Below are 20,737 nucleotides of genomic sequence, written 5' to 3' on the forward strand. Positions count from 1 at the left end.
CACCTGAGGGCCGGGCCCGCGTCGTCGTGGAGGGAGGACGCGCCCCACCTGTGGTCGGGGGAGGTCGCTCAGCCGCCCCAGGTCACGGCCAGCCAGAGGTCGTCCAGGTCCGCGCCGTCGAAGTACAGCGTCAGCGGCCCGACGGGCCGGGGCGGCGGCGCGATGCCCTCGGCGCCACCGCTCAGCGTGCCCACCAGCAGGTCGCCGATCGAGCCGTCCTTGGCCAGCGTCTCCTTCCTCGCGGCCGGATCCTGTGTGCCCGGCTTGTCGAAGACCTCGATGCTCGGCGGCGGCGACTCCGCGCCGCTGCGCGCCAGCAGCGCGAGCCTGGCCACGGAGCCGAGCCTGCCCTGGCTCCAGAACGGGTAGTGCTCGGGCCGGAACGTGAGCGCCAGCTCGTGACGCTCGCCCGCCGCGGGCTCGCGCGTCCTGAACCGCGCCCACTCCGTCGGGAACTCCTGCCGGACCGAGAACAGCCGCACGTTCCCGACCCCCTCGGCCCGCTCCATCGCCGCCTTGAGGCTGTCCATCGCGCCCCTGCGCAGCGGGTCGCCGCCGTCGCGCGCGGTGTAGCGCAGGTGGAAGATCACGTCGCTGATGGTCTCGTAGTCGAACTGGCACGGGTCGCCCCTGCTCGGGTCGGCCGGGAGTTCGAGCTGCCACTCGCTCACCACGCCGGAGTTCTCGAACGGGAGCAGCCGTTCGTCGCGCAGGCTCGTCTCGAACAGGCCGGTCTCGTTCTGCCCGCCGCTGACCACCACGGACTGCAGGCCGAAGTAGTCGCTGAAGCGGTCGTCCTCGGCGTCCCGGCGGTCGTACTCGCCGTCGCGCAGCGCGGGTGAGACGCGGACGCTGCTCTTGAGCAGGGTGAGCTTGCAGTTCACGCCGCTGTAGGGGCCTACCACGCAGGGGAAGCTGACCGCCATCGACCTGATCCGGCGGAAGTGGTGGCCGGGCCCGTCCATGTCGAACAGGCTCTCCGGCAGCCGCACGGTGCACCGGCCGGTCCTGCGCAGCCGGATGAGCGCCACCGGGTCGAGCTGGAGCAGGCTGATGTGCTTGGTGAGCTCGTACTCGCGCCGGTTGAGGTCCAGGTAGGCCATCTCCATGCGCTTGATGTCGAGGTACAGGCGCTCCCCGGCCAGCAGCCCCTCCCTGCCGTCGAGATATCCGTAGCCGATGAAGGTCAGATCGGGTGTGCCGAGCTCGTGCCGCAGTGCTCGCTCGGCCTTCTTGGCGAGGTCGAACGCGAACTGGAACGACTGCGCGTACAGGCCGCTGATCTCCCGTTTCATCCATGTGTACAGGGCCTTGTTGGTCTTCTTCCCGCCCCTCTCCGTGCCCTCCTCGTTGAGGAAACGCTCGATCTCCCGCGCGTGCTCCATCTGCTTGCGGTGGTTCTTCAGCTCCAGCTCGGCGATGGCCTCACGGAGCTGGGCGGCCCGGAGCTGGCGCAGGATCTGGATGATCTCTCCGGCGGCCAGGTTGCTCTGGTGCGCCCACTCGCGCTCGCGCCGGGCGAAGGAGTCGATGCGGGCGGCCCGCCGGGCCTCGAAGTTGAGCCGCTCGGCGACGGCCCGCGCGGCGGTCGAGGCGGCGCCGAAGCCGTCGCCGACGTTCCTGCCGCCGTACTCGACGGTGCCGCCCACGCCGAACGGCTGGGCGTGCACCTTGGCGGTCGGCACCAGATGGGCGATCGAACCGGCGAAGCTGACGATGTTGGCCACGTCGCTGGCCAGCTGCGCCGCCTCCAGCAGCAGCGACTCCCGGACCTCGTGCGAGCTGAGCAGCCTGCCGCCGTTGAGGAACCTGGCGGCCTGGGCCAGGGCGTCGGTGGCGATGTCCACGTCGATCTCCCGCCCGGCGATCTCGGGCTCGCGCATGGTGAACGCCATCTTGCGCAGGCTCTCCTCGTCCAGCTCGCCCAGCTCGGGCAGCGCCCTGGTGATCTCCTCCTCGGACCTGCCGAGCTGGCGCTCGTAGTAGACGTAGCGCTGGGTGGGCAGCGCCAGCGAGGCGACGAGCGCCTCCTTGGACTTGGCCGCCTCCTGCAGCTGGGCGTAGCGCACGTGCTCCACGAGGCCGGAGATCACGCGTTCCTGCTTGGCGCGCAGCACGGTCATCGCCTCGCCGTCGGCCTTCTCCATGGCCGACAGCAGGGCGGCGCCGAGCGACTTCACCTCCTGCGCGACCTCGGCGGCCTTTTGCGCCAGCATCGGGAAGCGCACCAGGGGCAGCGGCTGGTTGAGCCCGCTGAGCACGGCGCCCACGTCGAGTCCCGCCGCGGTGGCGCGGGCCAGCAGCGCCGGGTCGATCGGCGGTTCGAACAGCGCCAGCCGCCGGAACGTCCCCTGCAGGTTGAGACTGTTCCGGATCTTGAAGAGCCGGTCGGCGACGGTGTCCCAGTAGCCGAGCAGCCGGTCGTTGCGCGGCACGCCGAAGTACAGGGCCTTGCCCAGGCTGCGCAGCGTGCCGACCCGGTCGTTGTCGGGGGCGCCGTCCGAGGGGAAGGGCATCAGGTCGAACGGCACGTCCGCTTCCAGATCGCGCATCGCGTTGCCGAACGCGCTGAGGTCGTGCCTGAGGTTCGCGTACGTCCGCGGCCGCACCGACCCCTTGGACGGCACGGCGAGCGGGCGCGGCCCCAGGATGTTGGCGGCCAGGACGTAGAGCGTGAACGCCTCGTCGATCGCCTCCCCGGTGTCCTGCCGGAACAGCGAGTCGCCCCAGGCGATGAGGTTGTCCAGGTAGGCCATGACCGTCTTGATCATGTAGGACTGCTGGCGGTACCTGGCGATCACGTGCGGCCGGAAGGGCGCGTCCTTCCACGCCTCGATGCTGCGGATCGTGGTCTCGCGCAGCGCCGGATCGGCGCCCGTGCTCAGGTTGACGAGGATCTCCTCGACCTTGCGCGCGTCGGTGTACTGGAACGGCCGCACCCGCCAGAACCGCTCGGGCGTCGGTCCCCGGCCGTCGTCGGTCGGGTCGAAGATGTAGTGGAACCAGCGCTGCGCCTCGGCGAACCGCTGGTTCTTGCTGAGCTGGACCGCGATCGCCATCGGCACGTGGAAGAACAACTCCCAGTTGTAGACCGCGTAGGCGCCGTCGAAGGAGAAGTCCAGCTCCTTGACCGGGTACGGCTCGCGCACCAGCGGGGACGGCTGGTAGGCGGCGGAGAAGAAGGCGTCGTACAGCGTCGGCTTGAACCTGCCGTTCAGGGTCTCGAACGTGCCGTCCGGCTTGACCACGTAGTCGGTGTCGGCCGCCTGCAGCGCCGCGGTGGAGCCGGACAGCAGGCGCCGCACGAGCTCTCCCACGTAGGGGTGCAGGTGCTCGTGGATCCGGTAGCCGATCGCCCGCTCCTGGATGACGAAATGCTTGATCTCCGTGGTGACGTCGACCCCTTTGCCGGGCTTGTGGTGCAGCTCGGTGTCCAGGTAGCCGTGGAAGTGCGCGTCCTTGGCGAGCACGAGCCTGTTCATCGCCCGGTGCCTCCGTTCCGCATGGAGAGGTTCTTGGCGAGGCCGGCGTTGAAGCCGGTGCCGCCCACCACGTTCAGCGGGGCGCCGCCGGACACGAGGCCCGCCTTCGCGATCGCGGCGCCGGTCAGGGCGGCCTCGGGGCTGACCGCCATCGGGGCGCCGGCGGTCAGCGTGACGCCGGCCGCCAGCTCGACGCGCCCGGCGGGACCGACGAGCTGGCCGTCGTAGACGATCCCGGTGCCGGGGTTGACGAGCCAGTCCCGGCCCGGCTCGATCGTGAGGACCGACTCGGGCAGCACCTTCCCCTGCGTCGGGTCGTCGGGGATCGGTATGGGGTTCTTCAGCTTGAACGGCTTGTCGGCGATCACCTTGATGCCCTCCCACCAGTTGGGGCGGTCCCATTCCTGCTCCGGCCGGGGAGTCCTGGTGACCCACTCCTGCCATTCCTCGACCGTCCGCTCGGTGACGTCGGGCTCGATGAACATCGTGTGCGTGTTGTCCTGGTAGAAGACCGGCTTGGTGAGCGCGGCCAGCTCCGCCGCCCCGCTCTCGACGGCGCGCGCGACGCTTTCCGGCAGGCCGGGCGCGACGCCGATCGTGATGTCGTTGTCGCAGGGCAGCAGTGTGTACGCGGCCTTGCCCCGCATGATCGGGGGCGTCTCGACGACGGTGACCGGCCGCTTGCCATCCTCGGTGGTGACGCGCGCCGTGAACGTGACGGTCAGCCGGCCGCTGCCGCCGTGCCGGTTGGCCCGCACGTCCGTGGCGCTGTACGGCGTCGCGAGAGCCTGCTGGTGCTCGCCGGCCGGTGCGCGCTCCGGCGCGGCGTTGCGCCCCGCCAGGTAGTAGGACTGGCCGATGGCGGCGCCGAGGTGGACGTAGACGCCTTCGTGGTCGTCGCCGTGCCGCTTGGACACGTGCACCGGGACCGAACGCGGGTCGAACGCGGCGGGCACCGTCGCCGACAGCGGCCCCGTGCCCGGCGACTCGCCGGACTCGTGCGTGGTCCACTGCCCGTTCAGGTACTCGCTCCAGTGCAGCCGCACCTCGACGATCTTGGTGGAGACGGCGAGGGCGAGGTCGCCGAGCAGCGGCCCCATCTTCAGCTTGGCCAGCTCGGTGCCGCCCGAGGCGGCCGGCTGGGGCGGCGCCGGGTTCGCCCTGTCGGCGAAGGTCACCCAGAACACGTGCGGGCGCCCGCGCCAGACGACGGGCACGATGTGGTCGCCCACGATCTCGGTGGTGACCGGCTCCCACGGCGTCCACGTCTGGTGGGCGAAGCGGTGGTAGAAGTACTTGTGCGGTTCGCCGTAGGTGCGGCCGATGACGTGCAGCACGTTCGAGGCCGGGTCGGCCTTGTCCTCCAGGTGCATGCCGACGATGTCGAGCCTGGCCAGCTCCTCCAGTTTCCGCAGGTAGGCGAGGAAGGCGTCCTCGACCAGGTCGTCGGAGACGTCGCCCTGCAGCAGGGCGCCCTCCAGCTCGGCGAACAGGTGGGTCTTGTCGTCGCGGAACTCCGGTTCCAGCCAGTTCTCGGGGAAGAGGAAGATCTTGCGGTTGGCCTCCCAGACCCGGTAGCGCTTCATCCACTCCCAGTGACGGGCGTTGACGGCCGACGGGTGCACGTCCCGCTCCAGGTTGAGCAGGCACCGCTGGACGAACAGCTGGACCGAGCCGATGGCCAGCCTGACGCGGGAGGTCCGCACCACCGGCTCCATGCCGGGATCGATGAGGAAGTACTCGTAGAGCTGCTCGACCCGGTCGAAGCCGTGCCGGTGCATGACGTGCGCGACGAGGGCGTCACGCCGCCGGGCGCGTTGCCGGTCGAAGATGGGCTGCGCCACCCGCTGCCACGCCTCGGGCTCCAGGCGGGCCTTGACGGCCTCCTTCAGGTCGCGGGCGATGGCGGCCCGCGCCTGCGGCCCGGTGGCGGGGTCGACGATCGCGGTCCAGGAGCGGAGCGCGTCGACGGGCGCCCCGAACCGCTCGGCGATCAGCAGCACGTCCCACACGCGGCGGACGGCCCGCTCGTCGGTGAGCGCGGGCCGGTCGGGGAGCGCGTCCACGGCGGCCGTGACGGTGGCGGGCTCGCGCCTGGTGAGCCCGGCCAGGAGCGCGCGGGCCCGCTCGGGCGCCGGCGCCTGGAAGACGTCGATGAGGGCGTCGGCGCCGCCGGCCGGCTCCCGCTTGAGGGCGGCGTAGCCGATCATCCGCAGGACCCAGCCGAACAGCGTCCTCGCGGTGTCCAAGTCCGGGTCCGTGGCCGGCGCCGTGGGGAGGTCGCTCAGCGACCCGCCGCCGAAGTCCGCGGGGTGGGTCAGGATGTGGCGGGCCTCGCGGTCGTTCAGCCCGAGCGTCACGATCAGCCGCGCCGCCTTGTCCAGGAGCGTCAGCGCCCGCTCGCCGTCCGCCACGGCGGTCTCGGGGTACAGCCTCAGCCGCGGCAGGCCGTCCTTGGCCAGGGTCTCGCTCCGCACGAGCAGTCGGCCCCCGCCGCCGCCCAGGTGACGCAGGTCGGCCGAGAACCGGTAGAGGCGGCCCGGCTTCAGCTCCACGTACTCGCTGATCTCGGCGTGGTCGGCCGGTGCCGTCCCGCTGAGGAACTCGGGCTCGGGCAGGTGCTCGAAGCGCATGCTCGCCCGCGCGTCCTTCCGGTCCAGGAGCACGAAGAAGCGGTACGCGCCCGCCGAGGGGACTTCGAGACAGCCGGCGAAGCGGGCGCTTTCGGCCCCGGCGGGGCGCAGCGGTTGCCCGTCCGCGTCGCGCTCGGCGGTGTCGGCCTCCCGCGAGAGCACGGCCGCCAGCGGCGGCCCCGAGCCGTCGGGCGCGGCCCGGAACGTCAGCGTCAGACCCTGCTCGGCGGCGCCGGCCAGCGGGTCGAGCAGTGGCAGCCGCTCGCCGTCCGGGCCGGCCACGCCGAGCAGGGTCGTGTCGGTGAGCAGGCCGTCGACCAGGGCGGGATCCGCCTCGGCGCGCTCGGTCAGCGTCGAGACGACGAAGGTCCTGATGAGCCGCCGCTGGAGGTGGGGCAGGAACACCGTGACGAGCCTGGCCCGGCGCCGGTCCATGAGCCGCTGGGACTGCGCCGGGGTCGAGCCCGGTGGCGGCGGCGCGAACAGCAGGTCGAAGTCGGCGTCTTCGAGGAAGCCGGTCGCGGGCCGTACGCTCTCCGGCTGCGCGCGCAGGTGCTTGTCGAAGAAGGCGCGCGCCTGGGCCTGCACGTCGTCGAGCAGCCGGCCGAGCAGCGGCGAGGGGACGTGCGGCGCGCCCGGTGCGGGACGTGGCAGCCGCGCCAGGAGCTCGGCCTTGGCGGTGTCGAACAGCACGCCGCGGAAGGTGAGCTTCTGCTCCATGCGGACCGGGTCGTGGCCGACCTCGACCACGGAGGGCTCGCCCGCGAACGATGCGGCCTCCAGCCGGTCCGGCGGCTGCACGCCGGCGGCCACGGCGGTGAACTCGGCCGTGCCCTCGATCGCGGCCAGGAAGCGGGCCACGACGTCGGGCGCGAGCGCCAGGGCCAGCTCCTGGCGCAGGGTCTCCTCGTCCATCGCGGCGGGGTCGGCGGGCACGGCGTGCTCGGCCCTGATGGCACGCACGCCGGTGGCCAGTGTCCTGATCAGGGCCAGGCTCGACTCGGGGTCGGGCCGGTGCTCGCCCACGGGGTCGTCGACCCGGTGCCGCAGCAGGTGGTCCAGATCCCCGACGGTCAGTCCCGCGTCCTCGACCTCGGCGGCGATCTCGGCCAGGCGCAGGGCCGCGCCCCACGGGTGGCTGGGATCGTCGAGCAGGAACGGGTCCAGCCCGGACAGCGTCTTGAGCGAGATCAGCTCGGCGACCGTGAGCTTGAGCGCCCCGGCGAGCAGGGCGTGGCGGTAGAGCAGCGACACGGTGGGCAGTGTGAGCGTGGCCCCGTCGAGCGAGAGCGGGGGGTCGGCGGCCGACAGCACGCGCCGGATGTCGTCCTCGGTGAGGCCGAGCGCGCCGCGCAGGGCGAGCAGGTGGTCCTTGACCAGGACTCCGGGCTCGGTGAGGTAGCGGCCGAGCACGTCGTCGAAGACCGGGTCGGTCCTGAGCGCGCCGCGGGTGAGGAAGAGCTGGGCGTACAGCAGCCGGTCGCCGGTGCGGGCCAGGTCGGACCAGAGCGTGAGCAGCCTCAGCCTGCCCGGCCTGCCCGGGCCCAGCCGGGCGTCGAGAGCCTTGAGCCTGGCCAGCCGGAGCAGGGCGCTCCTGAGCGGGGCGCCGGCCAGGTGGGCCGCGTCGAACGGGGTGCCGGCGGTGAAGACCGTCAGCGCGCGGTCGGTCTCCTCCAGCGACCAGCCGAGGATCCGCCACAGGCGGACGAACAGGTTGATCCGCAGGAAGGCGATGCCGTCGGCCGCCCGGCCGCTCGCGTAGCGCAGCGTGGTCAGGTCGAAGCTGCAGCCGGCCTCGGGGTCGGCCAGCACCAGCACCTCGTCGTACCGGATGGCGGCCAGCTCGGACTCCAGCGCCGCGGCCGTGGTCGAGTACGTCGCCGCCAGGCCGGTCAGCCGCTCGGCGAAGGCGACGGCCTCGAGCCGCCGCTCCTGGTCCGGGCGGGACAGCGTGGCGGGGTCGGCGCCGATCAGCGGCTTGTGGTCCAGGTAGGAGCGGGCGTCGCGGACGGTGACGCCCAGCTTGTCCAGCAGCACCAGGCCGGCCGCCTCCGGGTTGACGAAGCCGCACCGCACGACGTCGGTGACCTCCTGGTAGGTGAGGCCGAGCCGGCGGGAGAGCGCCTTGGCCGAGTTCAGGTCGGTGCGCTGCCCGGTCTCCGGGTCGGTCGCCGGCGTGGTGGCCTCGGCGGCGGAGGCGTAGCCGTACAGCTCGTGCCAGGCCGGCAGCGGGTCGGGGTCGACGAAGATCCGGTGCTGCGCGGGGGAGAGGCCCAGATACTCCACCAGCACGTCCTCACGGCCGTCCCCTTCAGGGCGGAAGGCGTCGAGCATCTGCCACAGCGGCGCCTGGAAGTAGTCGGCGAAGGCCCGCACGGTCTCCAGCCAGAGATCGAACGGCAGGTCCAGCGGGTACCGCGCGCCCAGCAGCTTGTCGTAGGCGCCGGCGAGCACGTTGTGCGGCTCGGCGAGCAGCTCCTCGGTGGTGGCGTCACCCGTGTCGTGCGCCGCCCGCTCGTCCAGCGCGCCGTGGGCCACGTAGTACTCCAGGATCTCGTTGACCACGTCGATGTACGGCAGAGCCGTCTGCGTGTTCTCGCACGTCAGCGGGATGTGCGGCAGGTCGGGCCGGCGCTGGGCCAGCGCGTCGTAGGGCATCTTGTACGTGTCGGTGTAGGACTGCCCCTGGTGCTGGGTCTTCCAGTGCGCCAGGAAGTTGCCCCATACCTCCGGCTCCGGGTCCACGAACTGCAGCAGGTCGACCAGGTAGGCCGCCGGGCCGAGCACCGAGCGGCAGTGCTCGCAGTCGCAGTAGTCCATCGAGCCGAACAGCGACTCCATCGTGGGGAACCGCTTGATCAGCTCCTGCTTGACGTCGCCGACCACCTCGGGCGGCGCGGAGAACCCGTACATGGGCGCCTGGCTGTCCATCGTCTTGGCGATCGTGAACAGGTTGTAGGTGACGCTGCTGACCTGCTGCGCCTTGCGGTAGACCAGCCGCGCCTGCTCCCGGCTGGGGAACATGGCGCCGTAGCGGTCCAGGAACACCTCCTGGGAGTGCGCCGCCACGTCGTAGGCGGAGGTCAGGCCCAGGCCGATCAGGATCGGCACGCACTCGTCGTCCGGCGTCATCTGGTAGACCCGCTGCAGGACGCGCACGCTCGTCATGACCCCGGCGGCCTCGGCGGCTCCGGCGGCTCCGGCGGCCTCGGCCAGGTCCGGGTGGGCCTGGACGAAGGTGTTGACCGGCGTCCGGCCGAGCGCGAAGCCGCGGCCGATCGCGCTTCTCAGCCACGCCGCGGTGGCCCCGCGGGCGTCGCCGAGCCCGTACGCGTCCGTCTCGTCGTGCTCGATCCGGTGCGTGATGACCTGGGTGGGGTAGCTCAGGCGCACCTTGCGCGCGAGGTCGCCGGCGTAGGCGCGCAGCCGGTCGCCGACCTTCGGCCCCTCGTAGGCGGGCGGGATCAGCGCCGCCAGCTTCTGCTCGTCGTTGTCCGCCAGCTCGGTGATGTCGTCCACCCAGCGCTGCGGCTCGTAGTAGCCCCGGTCGGCGAGTTGCGCGGGATCGGCGATGTGGGCCGTGCGCTGCAGGTGCTCGACCAGCGGCGCGCTGTTGCGGGCCAGGAAGGCGAGCTTGCCCTGCGCCTGGAGCGCGGTGATGTCGGCCTCCGGCACCCCGGCCCGCGCCGCGGCCTGCCAGAGCTGGCCGGCGTCGCCGCGGTGCGAGACGTACACGCCGGCGAACTTCTCGCGCGTCGCCTCGCCGACCTCGGCCGTGCGCAGCAGGTCGGCGTACGTGGAGCGCGAGCCGGGCGCGGGCGCGGCCAGGCGGACGCCGGTGGCGAAGGCGGCGAACCCGGCCTTGAACTCCGCCGTCTCCTGCGGGGTCAGCGCGATGATCCCGGCCTCGCTCGCCTTCTTCAGCGCCATGTCGACCGCCTCGGCCGACACCTGGGCCAGGTGCGTCCTGTCCGAGGGCAGACCGGCGCGGAACAGCCCGTACAGGGCGTCGGCGCGCAGGTTCACCTGCGGCTCGGCGGCCAGCCTGGTGGCGTTGGCGGCCAGCGCGATCAGCCGCGCGTCCCAGCCGGTGCTGCGGTTGAGCAGCGTCAGGTCCTGCCGCTCGGTGTTCTCCCTGGCCTCGGCCAGCTTCGCCAGGCCGCCCACGACCGGCGCCAGGTCCCGCGTCAGGCGCTGGTACTCGGGGCCGAGGGGTTGCAGCGCGGCCGGCGCGACCAGGTTGACCACGCTCCTGGGGGCGTCGCCCAGGTCGTGCAGCACGCGGGAGAGGGGGATCTCCTTGCCAGTCTGGTCCACGGCGCGGATCTCCAGCCCGGCCTGCTGCCCGTTCCCGCCGTACGGCAGCGAGAACAGGCCGTCCGAGCGGGTGAGCGCCTCGCCGAGCAGCGCCTCGCCGGTGCCGAACCCCTTGCGGTAGAGCCGGATCCGCATCGTGTCGGCGGGGGCGCCGTGCTCCAGCACGATCCGTCCCCGCACCAGCCGCTGCCCGGCGGGCGCGGGCGCCGGGGGAGCCGCCAGGTCGACGATCTCCAGCGGGCGCGCTTCGCGCACCACCTCGGACGACCGGATCGGCGTGCCGTCCTCGCCGGTGGCGGAGACGCTGAGCTCGATGCCGCCGAACTGGGGGAGCGGGTCGTAGCGGATGGTGTAGCGGCCGTCGGCCTCGGTGACGTCCTCGCCCAGCCGCACCGGTCCCGCCGGGCTGTGGTGGAAGGCCCGCACCCGCGCTCCGGGGAAGGGCAGCCCGTCGCCGCGCAGGACCACGCCGGCGACCACGTACGCGCGCGGCGGGCTCTCGGTGCCGAGCAGCCCCCATGCGCGCAACAGGCCGTCGATCGCCCCGGCGGTCTCCGCGTCCACCCGGCCATGGGCTTCGAGCCGCCGCTCCTCCTGGAACAGGCTGACGATCTTCGCGGTCACGTCGCCGTAGAAGGACTTGCCGACCTCCTCGGTCAGCATCTCCAGCAGCTCGCGCCGCCGGCCCTCGTCGCCCCGCAGGATCGCGGCGCGCTCGAGGATCAGCTGGAGGGCGTTGTGCAGGTTCGCCACGCCGGCGCCGCGTGAGCCCGGTTCGAGCGGGAAGGCGATGGGATCCACGGTTTCTCCTCAGAGGTCGCTCAAGGGGCCCAGTTCATGACCTGGCCGGCGTCGTTGGTCGGCCGGAGGGGGCCGGTGTAGGGGAGCGAGGTGTGGAATCGCACCTCGGACAGCTGGTACTCCTGACGGAGGTACTCGGTCGGCTGGTTGTTCTCGACCGGCTTGGTGATGGCCCCGTCCGCTCCCACGGTGAAGGTGACCTCGGCGACGGAGCCGATGGCGTTGTCCTTGGCGAACAGACGGGTGATCTTCCCGTCGGCGTTCGTCTCGTAGCCGTAGACGTCCACGAAGTGGTCGGTGACGGGCTGGCGCACCGGGTCCACCACGCGGGCCGTGGCGGGTTCGTTGACGCCGGCGAGGACTGCCCGGCCCGAGTCGATGTGCCGCTTGACCTGGTCGAGCGCCAGGTCACTGGCCGTCCGGTCGGTCGTCATCCGCCGGGCCGTCCGCTCGTACAGGACCACCCCGCCGCCGCCGATGGCCGTCTCGCCGCCGGCGGCGGTCATGTTCGCGCCCTGGAGCGCGAGGTCGTAGCAGACGTCGACCCCGCCGGCGGGCCAGCCCGGCGGCTGGAAGTCCTGGAGTTTCACGACCTCCCGCCCGAACAGCCGCCGCTTCAGGTCGAACGACTGCGCGGTGGCGTCCGCCAGGAAGCCCTTCGCCGGTTCGAGGCGTGAGCGGTTGTAGCGTTCGAGCCGCTCCGTGACGACCCCTTCGACGACCGACCGCTGGGAGGTCTCCTCGATGGCTTCGCGCATGAGCTGCCGCAGGTTGTCGGTCCTGACGACGCTCTTCGGCTGGGTGCCCGTCTTGTCGACGTGGATGACGGGGTTCCCCCTCGCGTAGGCCAGCACGTTCGGGCCGTCGACGAGGCCGAGCGGGTCGCAGCTCGTCCACCGGCCGAGCCACGGCGCGTAGTAGCGGGCGCCGAGCAGGCACAGGCCGGTCTCCTCGTCGTGTTCCCCGCCCGAGTGCCGGTAGCGCTTGGGCGATTCGAGCTGGGGGGTGGTGGCCTGGTAGGTGGTGCTGCCGTAGGGCGAGTACTCCTCGTAGGACAGGATCCCGGCGCGGTCGTCCAGCTCCAGCCGGGCCGAGTCGAGGTGGTCGCCGAGCTGGAAGCGGACGAGGCGTTCGGGGCCGGCCCCGGCGCCGGCCGTGCGGGTCTCGACGAGGGCGAGGCGGTGCTCGCCGTCCATGACGTGCAGCGTCTGGCGTTCGAGGGCGAGGGGGTGACCGGTCTCGTGGCGGCGGAAGATCTCGAACCCGGCCAGCTGGATCCGCTCCTCGGTGACGCCCGGCGACCTCTCCCAGACCTTGCGCACCCGGGTGCCCGCCGCGTCGTAGACGTAGTGGGCCGAGGCGCCCCCCGGCAGATCGGCGCGGCGCAGCCGGTCGTGGTGGTCCCAGTGGGCGTTGCGCTCGGGGTCGGTTCCCGCGAGGTGCGGCAGCCGGGTGACGTTGCCGTGCTCGTCGTGGCGGTAGCGCTCCTCGGCGGCGCCGCCGACCGTGGTGCCGGTCAGCCGGTTGCCGCGCTTGGCGGGCTCGCACAGGCTGGCCTCGCCGTACCGGTAGGACCGGGTCCAGCCCGGGTGCGCCGGGTCGGTGCCTCGGTGCCGCGTCTCCAGGAGGTTGCCGGCCGCGTCGTAGGCGTACGACTCCGTGTACGTGCCCATCGCCTGGCCGTCGTTGGGGTGGGGCAGCCCGGTGCGGGCGAGGTCGCCGGGGGAGTGCGGCACGGGGGTCCCGCCGGCCTGGCCGAGATGCTCGCGGCCGGTGGCCTCGATGAGGCGGTAGACGGCGTCGTAGGTGTAGTCGGAGCTCGGCTCCACCCGCCGGTTCCCGAAGAAGATCGTTTGCTGGGCGGCGTCGGCGAGATGGGTGATGTTGCCCATCGGGTCGTAGGTGTAGGTCAGATCCTGCAACCCACAGCCGGGCCAGTCGGGCAGCGGCGGCCGCGGGCAGTCGCCCGGGAAGGCGGTGGCGTCGCGGACGGTGCGCAGCCGCGTCAGACGGAAGCTCAGCCGGTCGTAGACGCAGGTGGTGACGGTGGCGTTGCCGTAGGTGATCGTGGCCCTGCGGCCCTTGGCGTCGTAACCCACGTCGGTGACGAAGGGGGTCCAGACCGGCTCGCCATCGTCCGCCGGGCCGTCCGCCGGGCCGTCCGCCGGGCCGCTCACCGTCTCGCCGCGCAGGTTGACGTCGACGCGGTCGAGCAGGCCCGCCTCGTTGTAGCCGCGCCGCACGACGCTCGCGTCGGGCGTGGTCCTGGTGACCTCGCGGTTGAGCGCGTCGAAGGTCGCGCGGATGGTGTGGGCGCCGGGGAGCAGGTGCGGCGCCAGGGCCGCGTCCAGGGCGGCGGGATCGAGGATCGGGGCGGCGCCGGACGGCAGGAACGGCTCGATCGCCCGCCAGTCGGGCGTCTGGTCGTGGACGGCCGCGACCCGGCGCGTGGACGCGGTGAGGTTGCCCTTGAAGTCGTACTCGTCGTTCGTCGCCACGCCCGCCTGATCCAGGTGCAGGTGGAGGCGGCCGCACAGGTTGCGGGCCGGCGCCTGCGGATGCCGCTCGCCGTAGACCAGGCGTTCGGCCAGCAGTTCACCGCCCTGGCCCTCGGTGACCCAGGCGCGCAGGGGGCGGCGCAGGGAGTCGTACTCGGTGCGGAACGCGTGGCCGCGGCCGTCCCATGAGCGGATGGGGTGGCCGGTGATGTCGTTCAGCGTCCAGCGGGTGCCCGCGTCCATGCCGGTCTGCCTGGTCCGGTGACCGAGCAGGTCGTGCTCGTAGCGCATGACCACCCGGCCGAGCGGGTCGCCGGCCTGCTCGATCGCGTCGCGTACCGAGCGCTCGTTGCCTTCGATGTCCAGCTCGGTCCGGGTCGGGTGGGTCTCCTCGACCGTGGCGCCGTCGCGCTCGAAGCGGTTGCTCGCCACGGACAGGAACGTGCGGCCCAGCGGGTCGAGGTACGCAGTGGCCGGGGTGTCCGCGTGGCGGGCCGCCTTGCCGGCCGCGGCCTGCTCGTGCGGGCCGAGCGCTCCCGACGCGCGCCGCCCGTGCCAGGTCTGCCAGGTGGCGGGCTGGGTGGCGAAGTATGCGGCGACATATCCGCTGATGTCGTGATCGGTACGGGGATCGCCGGTTTCCTGGCCGTGAGCCGCGACCGTGTCGTTCAGGTCGTAGGTCACCTGCCGCCACGGATCGACCACGACCTTCGCGTACGTGTGGTCGGGGTTGAGCGTGGCCACGACGCGTTCCAGCGGGTCGTAGAACAGGATCGGGCTGACGCCTGCCCGCGCGGCGAACTCGAACCGGTGCGAGTCGGTGAAGAACGGCTCGTACTGGCGGACCGGTTTGCCCTTGTTATTGAGGATCGTCCAGCCGGTGCCGACCCAGCGGGGGCTCACGTCGTCCGCCGTCATCACCGGGCTGCCGTCCGGGCCGAGCACGACCCGCCCGCCGGCGTCGCGCCGGGGCACGGGCCCCGGCTCGGCCCGCGTCTTCTTCTGGATCTCCCGGCTGAAGCCGTCGGAGTAGGAGAACGTGTGCCGGATCCGGCTCCCTGGCCCGTGGGTCTCGCGCTCCAGCGTGCAGGCGCTCATCGGGCCCCCGGTGTTCCGGTAGGCGTGCAGGTCGTAGACGACGCGCGTGGTGGCGTCGCCCAGCACGGCGAGCGGATCGGCCAGCACGCCGGGCGGCGGATCGGGCAGGTCGGGCTCGAAGCCGTCGAGCGAGCCGCCCAGGCCCTCCTCCGGCTTGCCCATGACGGCGGTGCCCACCACCAGGCCGAGCGCGTCGAAGGCGACCTCGGTGCGGTTGCGGTTGGCGTCCATGACCTTGTACGGCTGCAGCACCCGGTAGTCGTTGCCCGGCCCCGCCGCGCCGCCCGGGCCGCGCTCTCCGGCGGTGACCCGGTTGCCCGCGGCGTCCCGCGTCTCCGTCACGAGCAGGTCGTAGGCGTCCACGTCCACGTCGGTGACGTTGCCGAACGGGTCACGGTAGCGGCGGGGCGTGAAGAAGTGCTCGCGCGCGTACGCCGCCTCCCCGGCGCCGGGCGCGTAGAAGGTGCGGCCGGACGGGATCCACCAGCGGCCGTCGCCGTCCAGGTCGGCGTAGCCGCCCCCGTCGCCCTCCCGGCTGCCGAGCACGGCCGCGGGATCGGGGAGGAGCGCGCCGAAGGTCCGGGCCAGCAGCGCGGGGGTGAACGCGAGCCGGTAGCTCTCACCGGGCAGGGCGAGCGGCTCCAGGACGCCCAGGGGGAGCAGCGCGCTCAGGTCGTCCGCGCGGTAGAGGGTGCGGGTGTGCTCGACGAGCCTGCGCTGCCGCCTGGCGGCCGGTGCGGCCTCGTAGCCGATCTCCTCGTCGAACACGTGCGCCATCCCGCCGGGACCGGGCCGGACGAAGTCGGCCGGCCCGAACCGGCCCAGCGGGCCGCTCGGCGAGTAGCCGGTCAGCTCGTAGGCGCGGCTCTCGCACGGCCGCGGCACGCGCCGCGCCCCGGGCTTGTCGACGCCGTTGGTGAACCGGTTCTCGGTGTAGGTGACCAGCGGGCGAGCCTGGCACTCCCGGTCGGCGGCCAAGGGCAGGCCCGGGTCGGCCAGGCGCCTGCCATAGGCGATGGACGCCTTCTTCAGCGGGTTGCCGAACTCGTCCGCCTCCAGGGTGATCTCGTGCTCGATCCTGGGGTCGGCCACGCCGCCCGGGTAGAGCCTCCGCTCGTACCGGTAGGTGATCTCCTCCAGCGGGTGGGTCAGGAACACCGCGTGGGACTCGCCCGCCTGCCGCTGGAGCATCTCGACGGCGTAGTTGCGCTCCATCACGGTGTACGGGCGGCCGGACACCTCTCCCCGCCCGTCGAGCGCGTAGACCTCCTGGCGCAGGACCGAGCCCTTGAGCGCGCGGCACGCCTCCCGCTCCTCCCGCGCGGACAGCCGGCAGGCGATCCGGGTGCCGTCGGCCTGCCGGATCGTGTCCGGCAGGACGGTGTCGTCGAGCAGCATCGCCGCCAGCTCGGCGGGGGAACGGCCGGGCTCGCGGTGGTACTCACCGGCGTAGTGGCGGGAGACGCCGCGCCCCTCCAGATGGGCGCCCGTGTGGAACCAGGTTTTGGTCAGCACCGGCGGCACGTGGTGGGCGGCCTCCAGGTTGGCCGCGCCGCCCGGGTCCAGCGCGCCGAGCCGTTCGGTGTCGAGCTGCTCGACCAGGCCGAAGCCGCGGAACTCCCGCTCGTCCCCGTCGAAGTGGCCGTGGTGGTAGGTGTAGCCGGTGGTGAACCGGTTCCGGCCGATCCGGTCGTACGTCTCCACCTGCTCGACCACGTGGACGGGGAAGGGCAGCCGGGTCGCCCACGGCCGCCCGGCGGCCTTGTCCTCCAGCCAGAAGCGGGTGGACGGCGCGTAGCCGATGCGGGTCTCGGCGCCCATGTTGTTGACGATCGAGGTCAGCAGGTGCGGTTTGCGCCCGCCCATCAGGTCGATGTAGCGGACCGTGCGAGCGGCGTCGCCCGGCAGCGGCGAGGACCAGACCAGGCAGGCGGTGCCCGTGCCGAACAGGTCGGTGACCTGGATCGACGACAGGCTCTCCACCGCCGGCGCCCGGTCGAGGCGGTGCGCGCCGCTCCACCCGTTGCCCGAGCGGTTGAACCAGACCCGCACCCCGTCGGCGCCCAGGTAGAACAGGTCGGCCGTGCCCGACCCGTCGATGTCGGCCAGCCGGATCCGCCGCGGGTCGAACTGGTCGAGGTGGTCGAACCGGGGCGAGCCGTCCATCGTGATCATGTCGCCGAAGCGGCCGTGTCCCAGGTTCGGCCAGTAGCACACCTCGCCGTCGCGCAGCCGGACGAGGTCGGCCAGGCCGTCGCCGGACATGTCGGCGAGCTGCACCGATCCCGTGCCGTCGCCGAACACCGGCATGGCCCGCGCGGGCACCCGCCTGGCCGGGCCGAAGCCGTCCTCGCCCAGCGACGGATGCCACACCAGCGCGCCGTCCTCGGTCACGAGCACGTCGGCGCGGCCGTCGCCGTCCAGGTCGGCGAACCGCAGGTTCGGGCCGTCCCAGTCGAGGTCCGGCAGGCCGCGGAAGGCGCTGAACCCGGTCCACGTGCCGTCCGGGGCCCGCTCGAAGAAGCCGGGCGCCTGCCTGCCGAGCGTGACCACGTCCAGGCGGCCGTCACCGGCCAGGTCCAGCAGCCGGGCCGGAGCGGAGCCCAGTGAAGGCCGGGCCGCGACCGTCCGCAGCGGGCCGAGGCGGCCCCCGGCGGCGGGCGGTTTGTAGTACCAGGCTTCGGCGCCGCGGGCGAGGACGCCGGACACGCCCTCGCCGTCGAGGTCCGCCCACTCGAACGCCGAGCCCGGCACGTTGCGCAGGCTCTCCGCGTCCAGCCGGCGCACCTCCCCGTCGATGACGGCCTCGCTGTAGCCGTACTCCACGGGCGGCAGCGACCTGGTGACGTACCCGCCGGGAACGCGGCGGTGGCCCTTCAGCGTCATCGACGCGACGAACGAGGCGACCGGGTCACCGCGGCGGGTGTCCTCCGGCAGGCCGGCGGCGGGCCGGTAGGCCAGGTCGAGCGAGCGCACCAGGCAGTCGGCGCCGACGCCGGGCTCGTCGAAGTGGTGGAACATCAGGATCCGCTGGCACAGCCGGTAGGTCCGCACCTCGAAGCCCGCCCGGTAGTCCGAGAACGGGTCGCGCCGGCGGATCCACTCGCCCGCGTCACCGGGCCGGGGATCGTCCCGGTCGTGCTCGCCGTAGTCGAGGACCAGCTCGAACAACCATGCGGCGGCCGACAGGTCCGGCTCGACGAGCCTGCTCACCCGGTTGCCGTAGGCGATCGACTTCAGGTGGCGGGCGGCGGTGCGGGCGGCGTCCGGCCGGCCCCGTTCGTGGGCCTGGGCGAGGTCGGCACCGGCGCCGTCCTCGGGCTTGTACCTGTAGACGATCGCGTTGCCCTTGTCGTCGTGGCTCTCGCGGATCAGCCAGCTGAAGACCTGCCCCTCGGGCCCGCGGACGCGGGAGTCGTCGTCGGTGCCGTACAGGGAGGTGATGTCGTCGCCCGTGATCGACCGCCAGTGCGTCTCCCCGGTTTCGGCGTGCGTCCACCGCTCGATCCGCGCGAACAGGCCCTCGGTCCTGGGCCGGTAGCGCCGTACCAGGTAGGTGTCCGGGCCGGCGGTCTCCCTGCGGGTCTCCACCCGCCCGTCAGGGCCCGCCACCGGTACGAGGTCCTCGGCCCCGGTCAGGAGGAAGACGTCCGACTCCCGGTCGTCGTCGTAGACGGGCAGGCCCTTGTCGGTCCTGCGCGTGATCGACGGCAGCGAGAGCGACCACCCGAAACCGAACACGCCCTTCCCCGCGCCCGTGTCGTAGGTGAGCGCGAGCCGCGGGGTGAACCCCGACCTGCCGGGGTTGACCGGCACCGGCACCGACAGGGAGCCCGTGCCCGAGGCCGGGTTGGTCGCGAACTTCTCCCCGATGCCCCTGATGGCGCCCCCGCCCTTCGGCAGCGAGATGCCGGGCGCGGCCCGCGTGAAGCCGTCGGCGGGGACGTCGTCAGGTGCGGTCGCCCGGCCGGAGTCGAGGGGTGATTCTGACACCACGACGCTCCCCCTTCCGATGCCGCGTCCAGGTCACGCTATGGACGGCGGTGGCCGGGCGGCATCGGGGAGCGTCCCGGGGAAAGCCCTAGAGTGCTGGTGTTTGACGCGCTGTCTCCGCCGCGTCCCCGCCGGGAAGCTCGCGGGATCAGCGGGACACGGCGTGCTGCGCGGCGCGGTAACCGAAGACGACGGCGGGGGCGATGGTCGAGCCGGGGCCGGGGTAGGTGCGGCCCATGACCGAGGCGGTGGTGTTGCCCGCGGCGTACAGGCCCGGAATGGCCGAGCCGTCTTCGCGCAGGACGCGGGCGTGCTCGTCGGTGAGCAGGCCGCCCTTGGTGCCCAGGTCGCCCGGATGGAGGCGGACGGCGCGGAAGGGGCCCCGCTCCAGCGGGCCCAGGTTGGGGGTGGGCTTGACCCGCGGGTCGCCGTAGTAGTTGTCGTAGACGGTCCGGCCACGGCCGAAGTCCTCGTCGACGCCGGTGCGGGCGAAGCCGTTGAACCGCTCGACGGTCGCGGTCAGCCGTCCCGGATCGAGGTCGATCCTCGCCGCCAGGGCGGGCAGGGACGGGGCCTCGACGAGCAGGCCCGCCTCGATCCACTTCTTCTTGCGGCCGAGGTAGGCGGTGTTCAGGTAGCGCCGCGCGTGCCTGACATCACTGATCATCCACATCGGGCCCGATACGCCGTGCTGGAGCATGTCGTGCCCGAAGTCGATGTAGGACTGCGACTCGTTGGTGAAGCGTTCCCCGTTCGCGTCCACCACGATGCTGAAGGGGAGCGACCGCTCGGCGACGAGGAAGCTGTTCTTGCCGTCGGGGCCGACCAGGGTCGCGCCCCACCAGGCGTCGTCCATGAGCGCCAGCGCGCCGCCGGCCCGGGCGCCCACCTCGATGGCGGTGCCCAGGTCGCCTTCCGGAGCGGAGGAGTATCCGGGGATGCCGTGGTGCTTCAGGCGCCATTCCCGGTTGTTCGCGAAACCTCCGGCGGCGAGGATGACGCCGTGCCGGGCGCGGACCCTCCGCCGCCGGCCGTCCCTCTCGACCACCGCGCCCACCACGCTGTCGTCCTCCACGACGAGGTCGACGATCGGCGCGGAGAGCCAGACGGGGGTCTGCTGGGTGCGAACGATGTGCATGAGCGAGCAGGAGAGCGCGCCGCCGATGCCGACCGGGCGCTTGCCGCCCGCCAACTGGCCGAGCGAGCGGAAGACGAACTGCGCGCCGCGGACGAAGCCGCTGACGGTGGACCAGGCCCGTGCCAGCAGCCACACGTCGTCGGTCATGAGCGGGAGCGGAATGCCGTCCTTGGCGCGCGAGGTGGCGTACCAGTCGCCGAGCAGCTTGGTGTCGAAGGCGGCGACCTCGATCGAGCGCCCCACCTTGCCGCCCGGCCGGTCCGGGTAGTAGTCGGGGTAGTCAGGTGATCGCCGCCATCTGACGCCACGACGGCCGAGGAAGGTCACGACCTCGGGAACGGTCTGGAGAAAGGCCGTCCTGCGCTCGGGCGAGGAGGCCGGCCCGGCGTCGCCGATCACGTCGTCCATGTACCCGAGGGCCTCGTCGGCGGAGTCCTGGACACCGGCCCGGATCATGAGCGGGTTGGCCGGCATCCACAGCCCGCCCCCGGAGATGGAGGTGGTGCCGCCCCATCTCGGAGTGCTCTCCACCACCAGGACGTTCAGCCCCCGGTCGGCCGCCGCGATGGCCGCGGTCAGGCCCGCCGCGCCTGAGCCCGCGACGAGCACGTCGACGAGGTCGTCCCATTCATCGGTCATCGCAGCTTCCCTCGGTTCGCGAAAGACGTCGGAGGGTGTGATCCCTCGCCGAACCGGACAGTTGTGTCCGGTTCGTGGTCGTAGTCTGTGCGATGAGCGCTCGCCGAGTCAACCAGTGCGCCGCCGCCCGGCTACGGC

The 20,737-nt window shown here is 72.6% G+C and carries 4 protein-coding genes; all 4 read right to left on the bottom strand.

Going from position 1 to position 20,737, the window contains the following annotated elements; translation table 11 throughout:
• Positions 1–68 precede the first annotated feature (68 nt).
• Entirely contained in the window at positions 69–3,482 is a 3,414-nt protein-coding gene (locus AB0C16_RS21745) for a hypothetical protein (protein WP_357685569.1), read from the bottom strand.
• On the bottom strand, positions 3,479–11,233 hold the full coding sequence (locus tag AB0C16_RS21750; RefSeq protein ID WP_357685571.1) for a neuraminidase-like domain-containing protein: 7,755 nt from the start codon (positions 11,231–11,233) through the stop codon (positions 3,479–3,481). Before AB0C16_RS21750 ends, AB0C16_RS21745 begins: the two co-directional genes overlap by 4 nt.
• A gap of 20 nt (positions 11,234–11,253) precedes the next feature.
• Positions 11,254–18,822: a SpvB/TcaC N-terminal domain-containing protein gene (locus AB0C16_RS21755; RefSeq protein ID WP_357685573.1), complete on the bottom strand. Its 7,569-nt coding sequence runs from the start codon at positions 18,820–18,822 to the stop codon at positions 11,254–11,256.
• Between the two features lie 148 nt (positions 18,823–18,970).
• Positions 18,971–20,599 carry an FAD-dependent oxidoreductase gene (locus AB0C16_RS21760; RefSeq protein WP_357685574.1) on the bottom strand — a complete coding sequence of 543 codons (1,629 nt, stop codon included), beginning with the start codon at positions 20,597–20,599 and terminating at the stop codon, positions 18,971–18,973.
• Between the last annotated feature and the right edge of the window lie 138 nt (positions 20,600–20,737).

This window comes from Nonomuraea sp. NPDC048916 (assembly GCF_040649575.1).
Lineage (GTDB): Bacteria > Actinomycetota > Actinomycetes > Streptosporangiales > Streptosporangiaceae > Nonomuraea.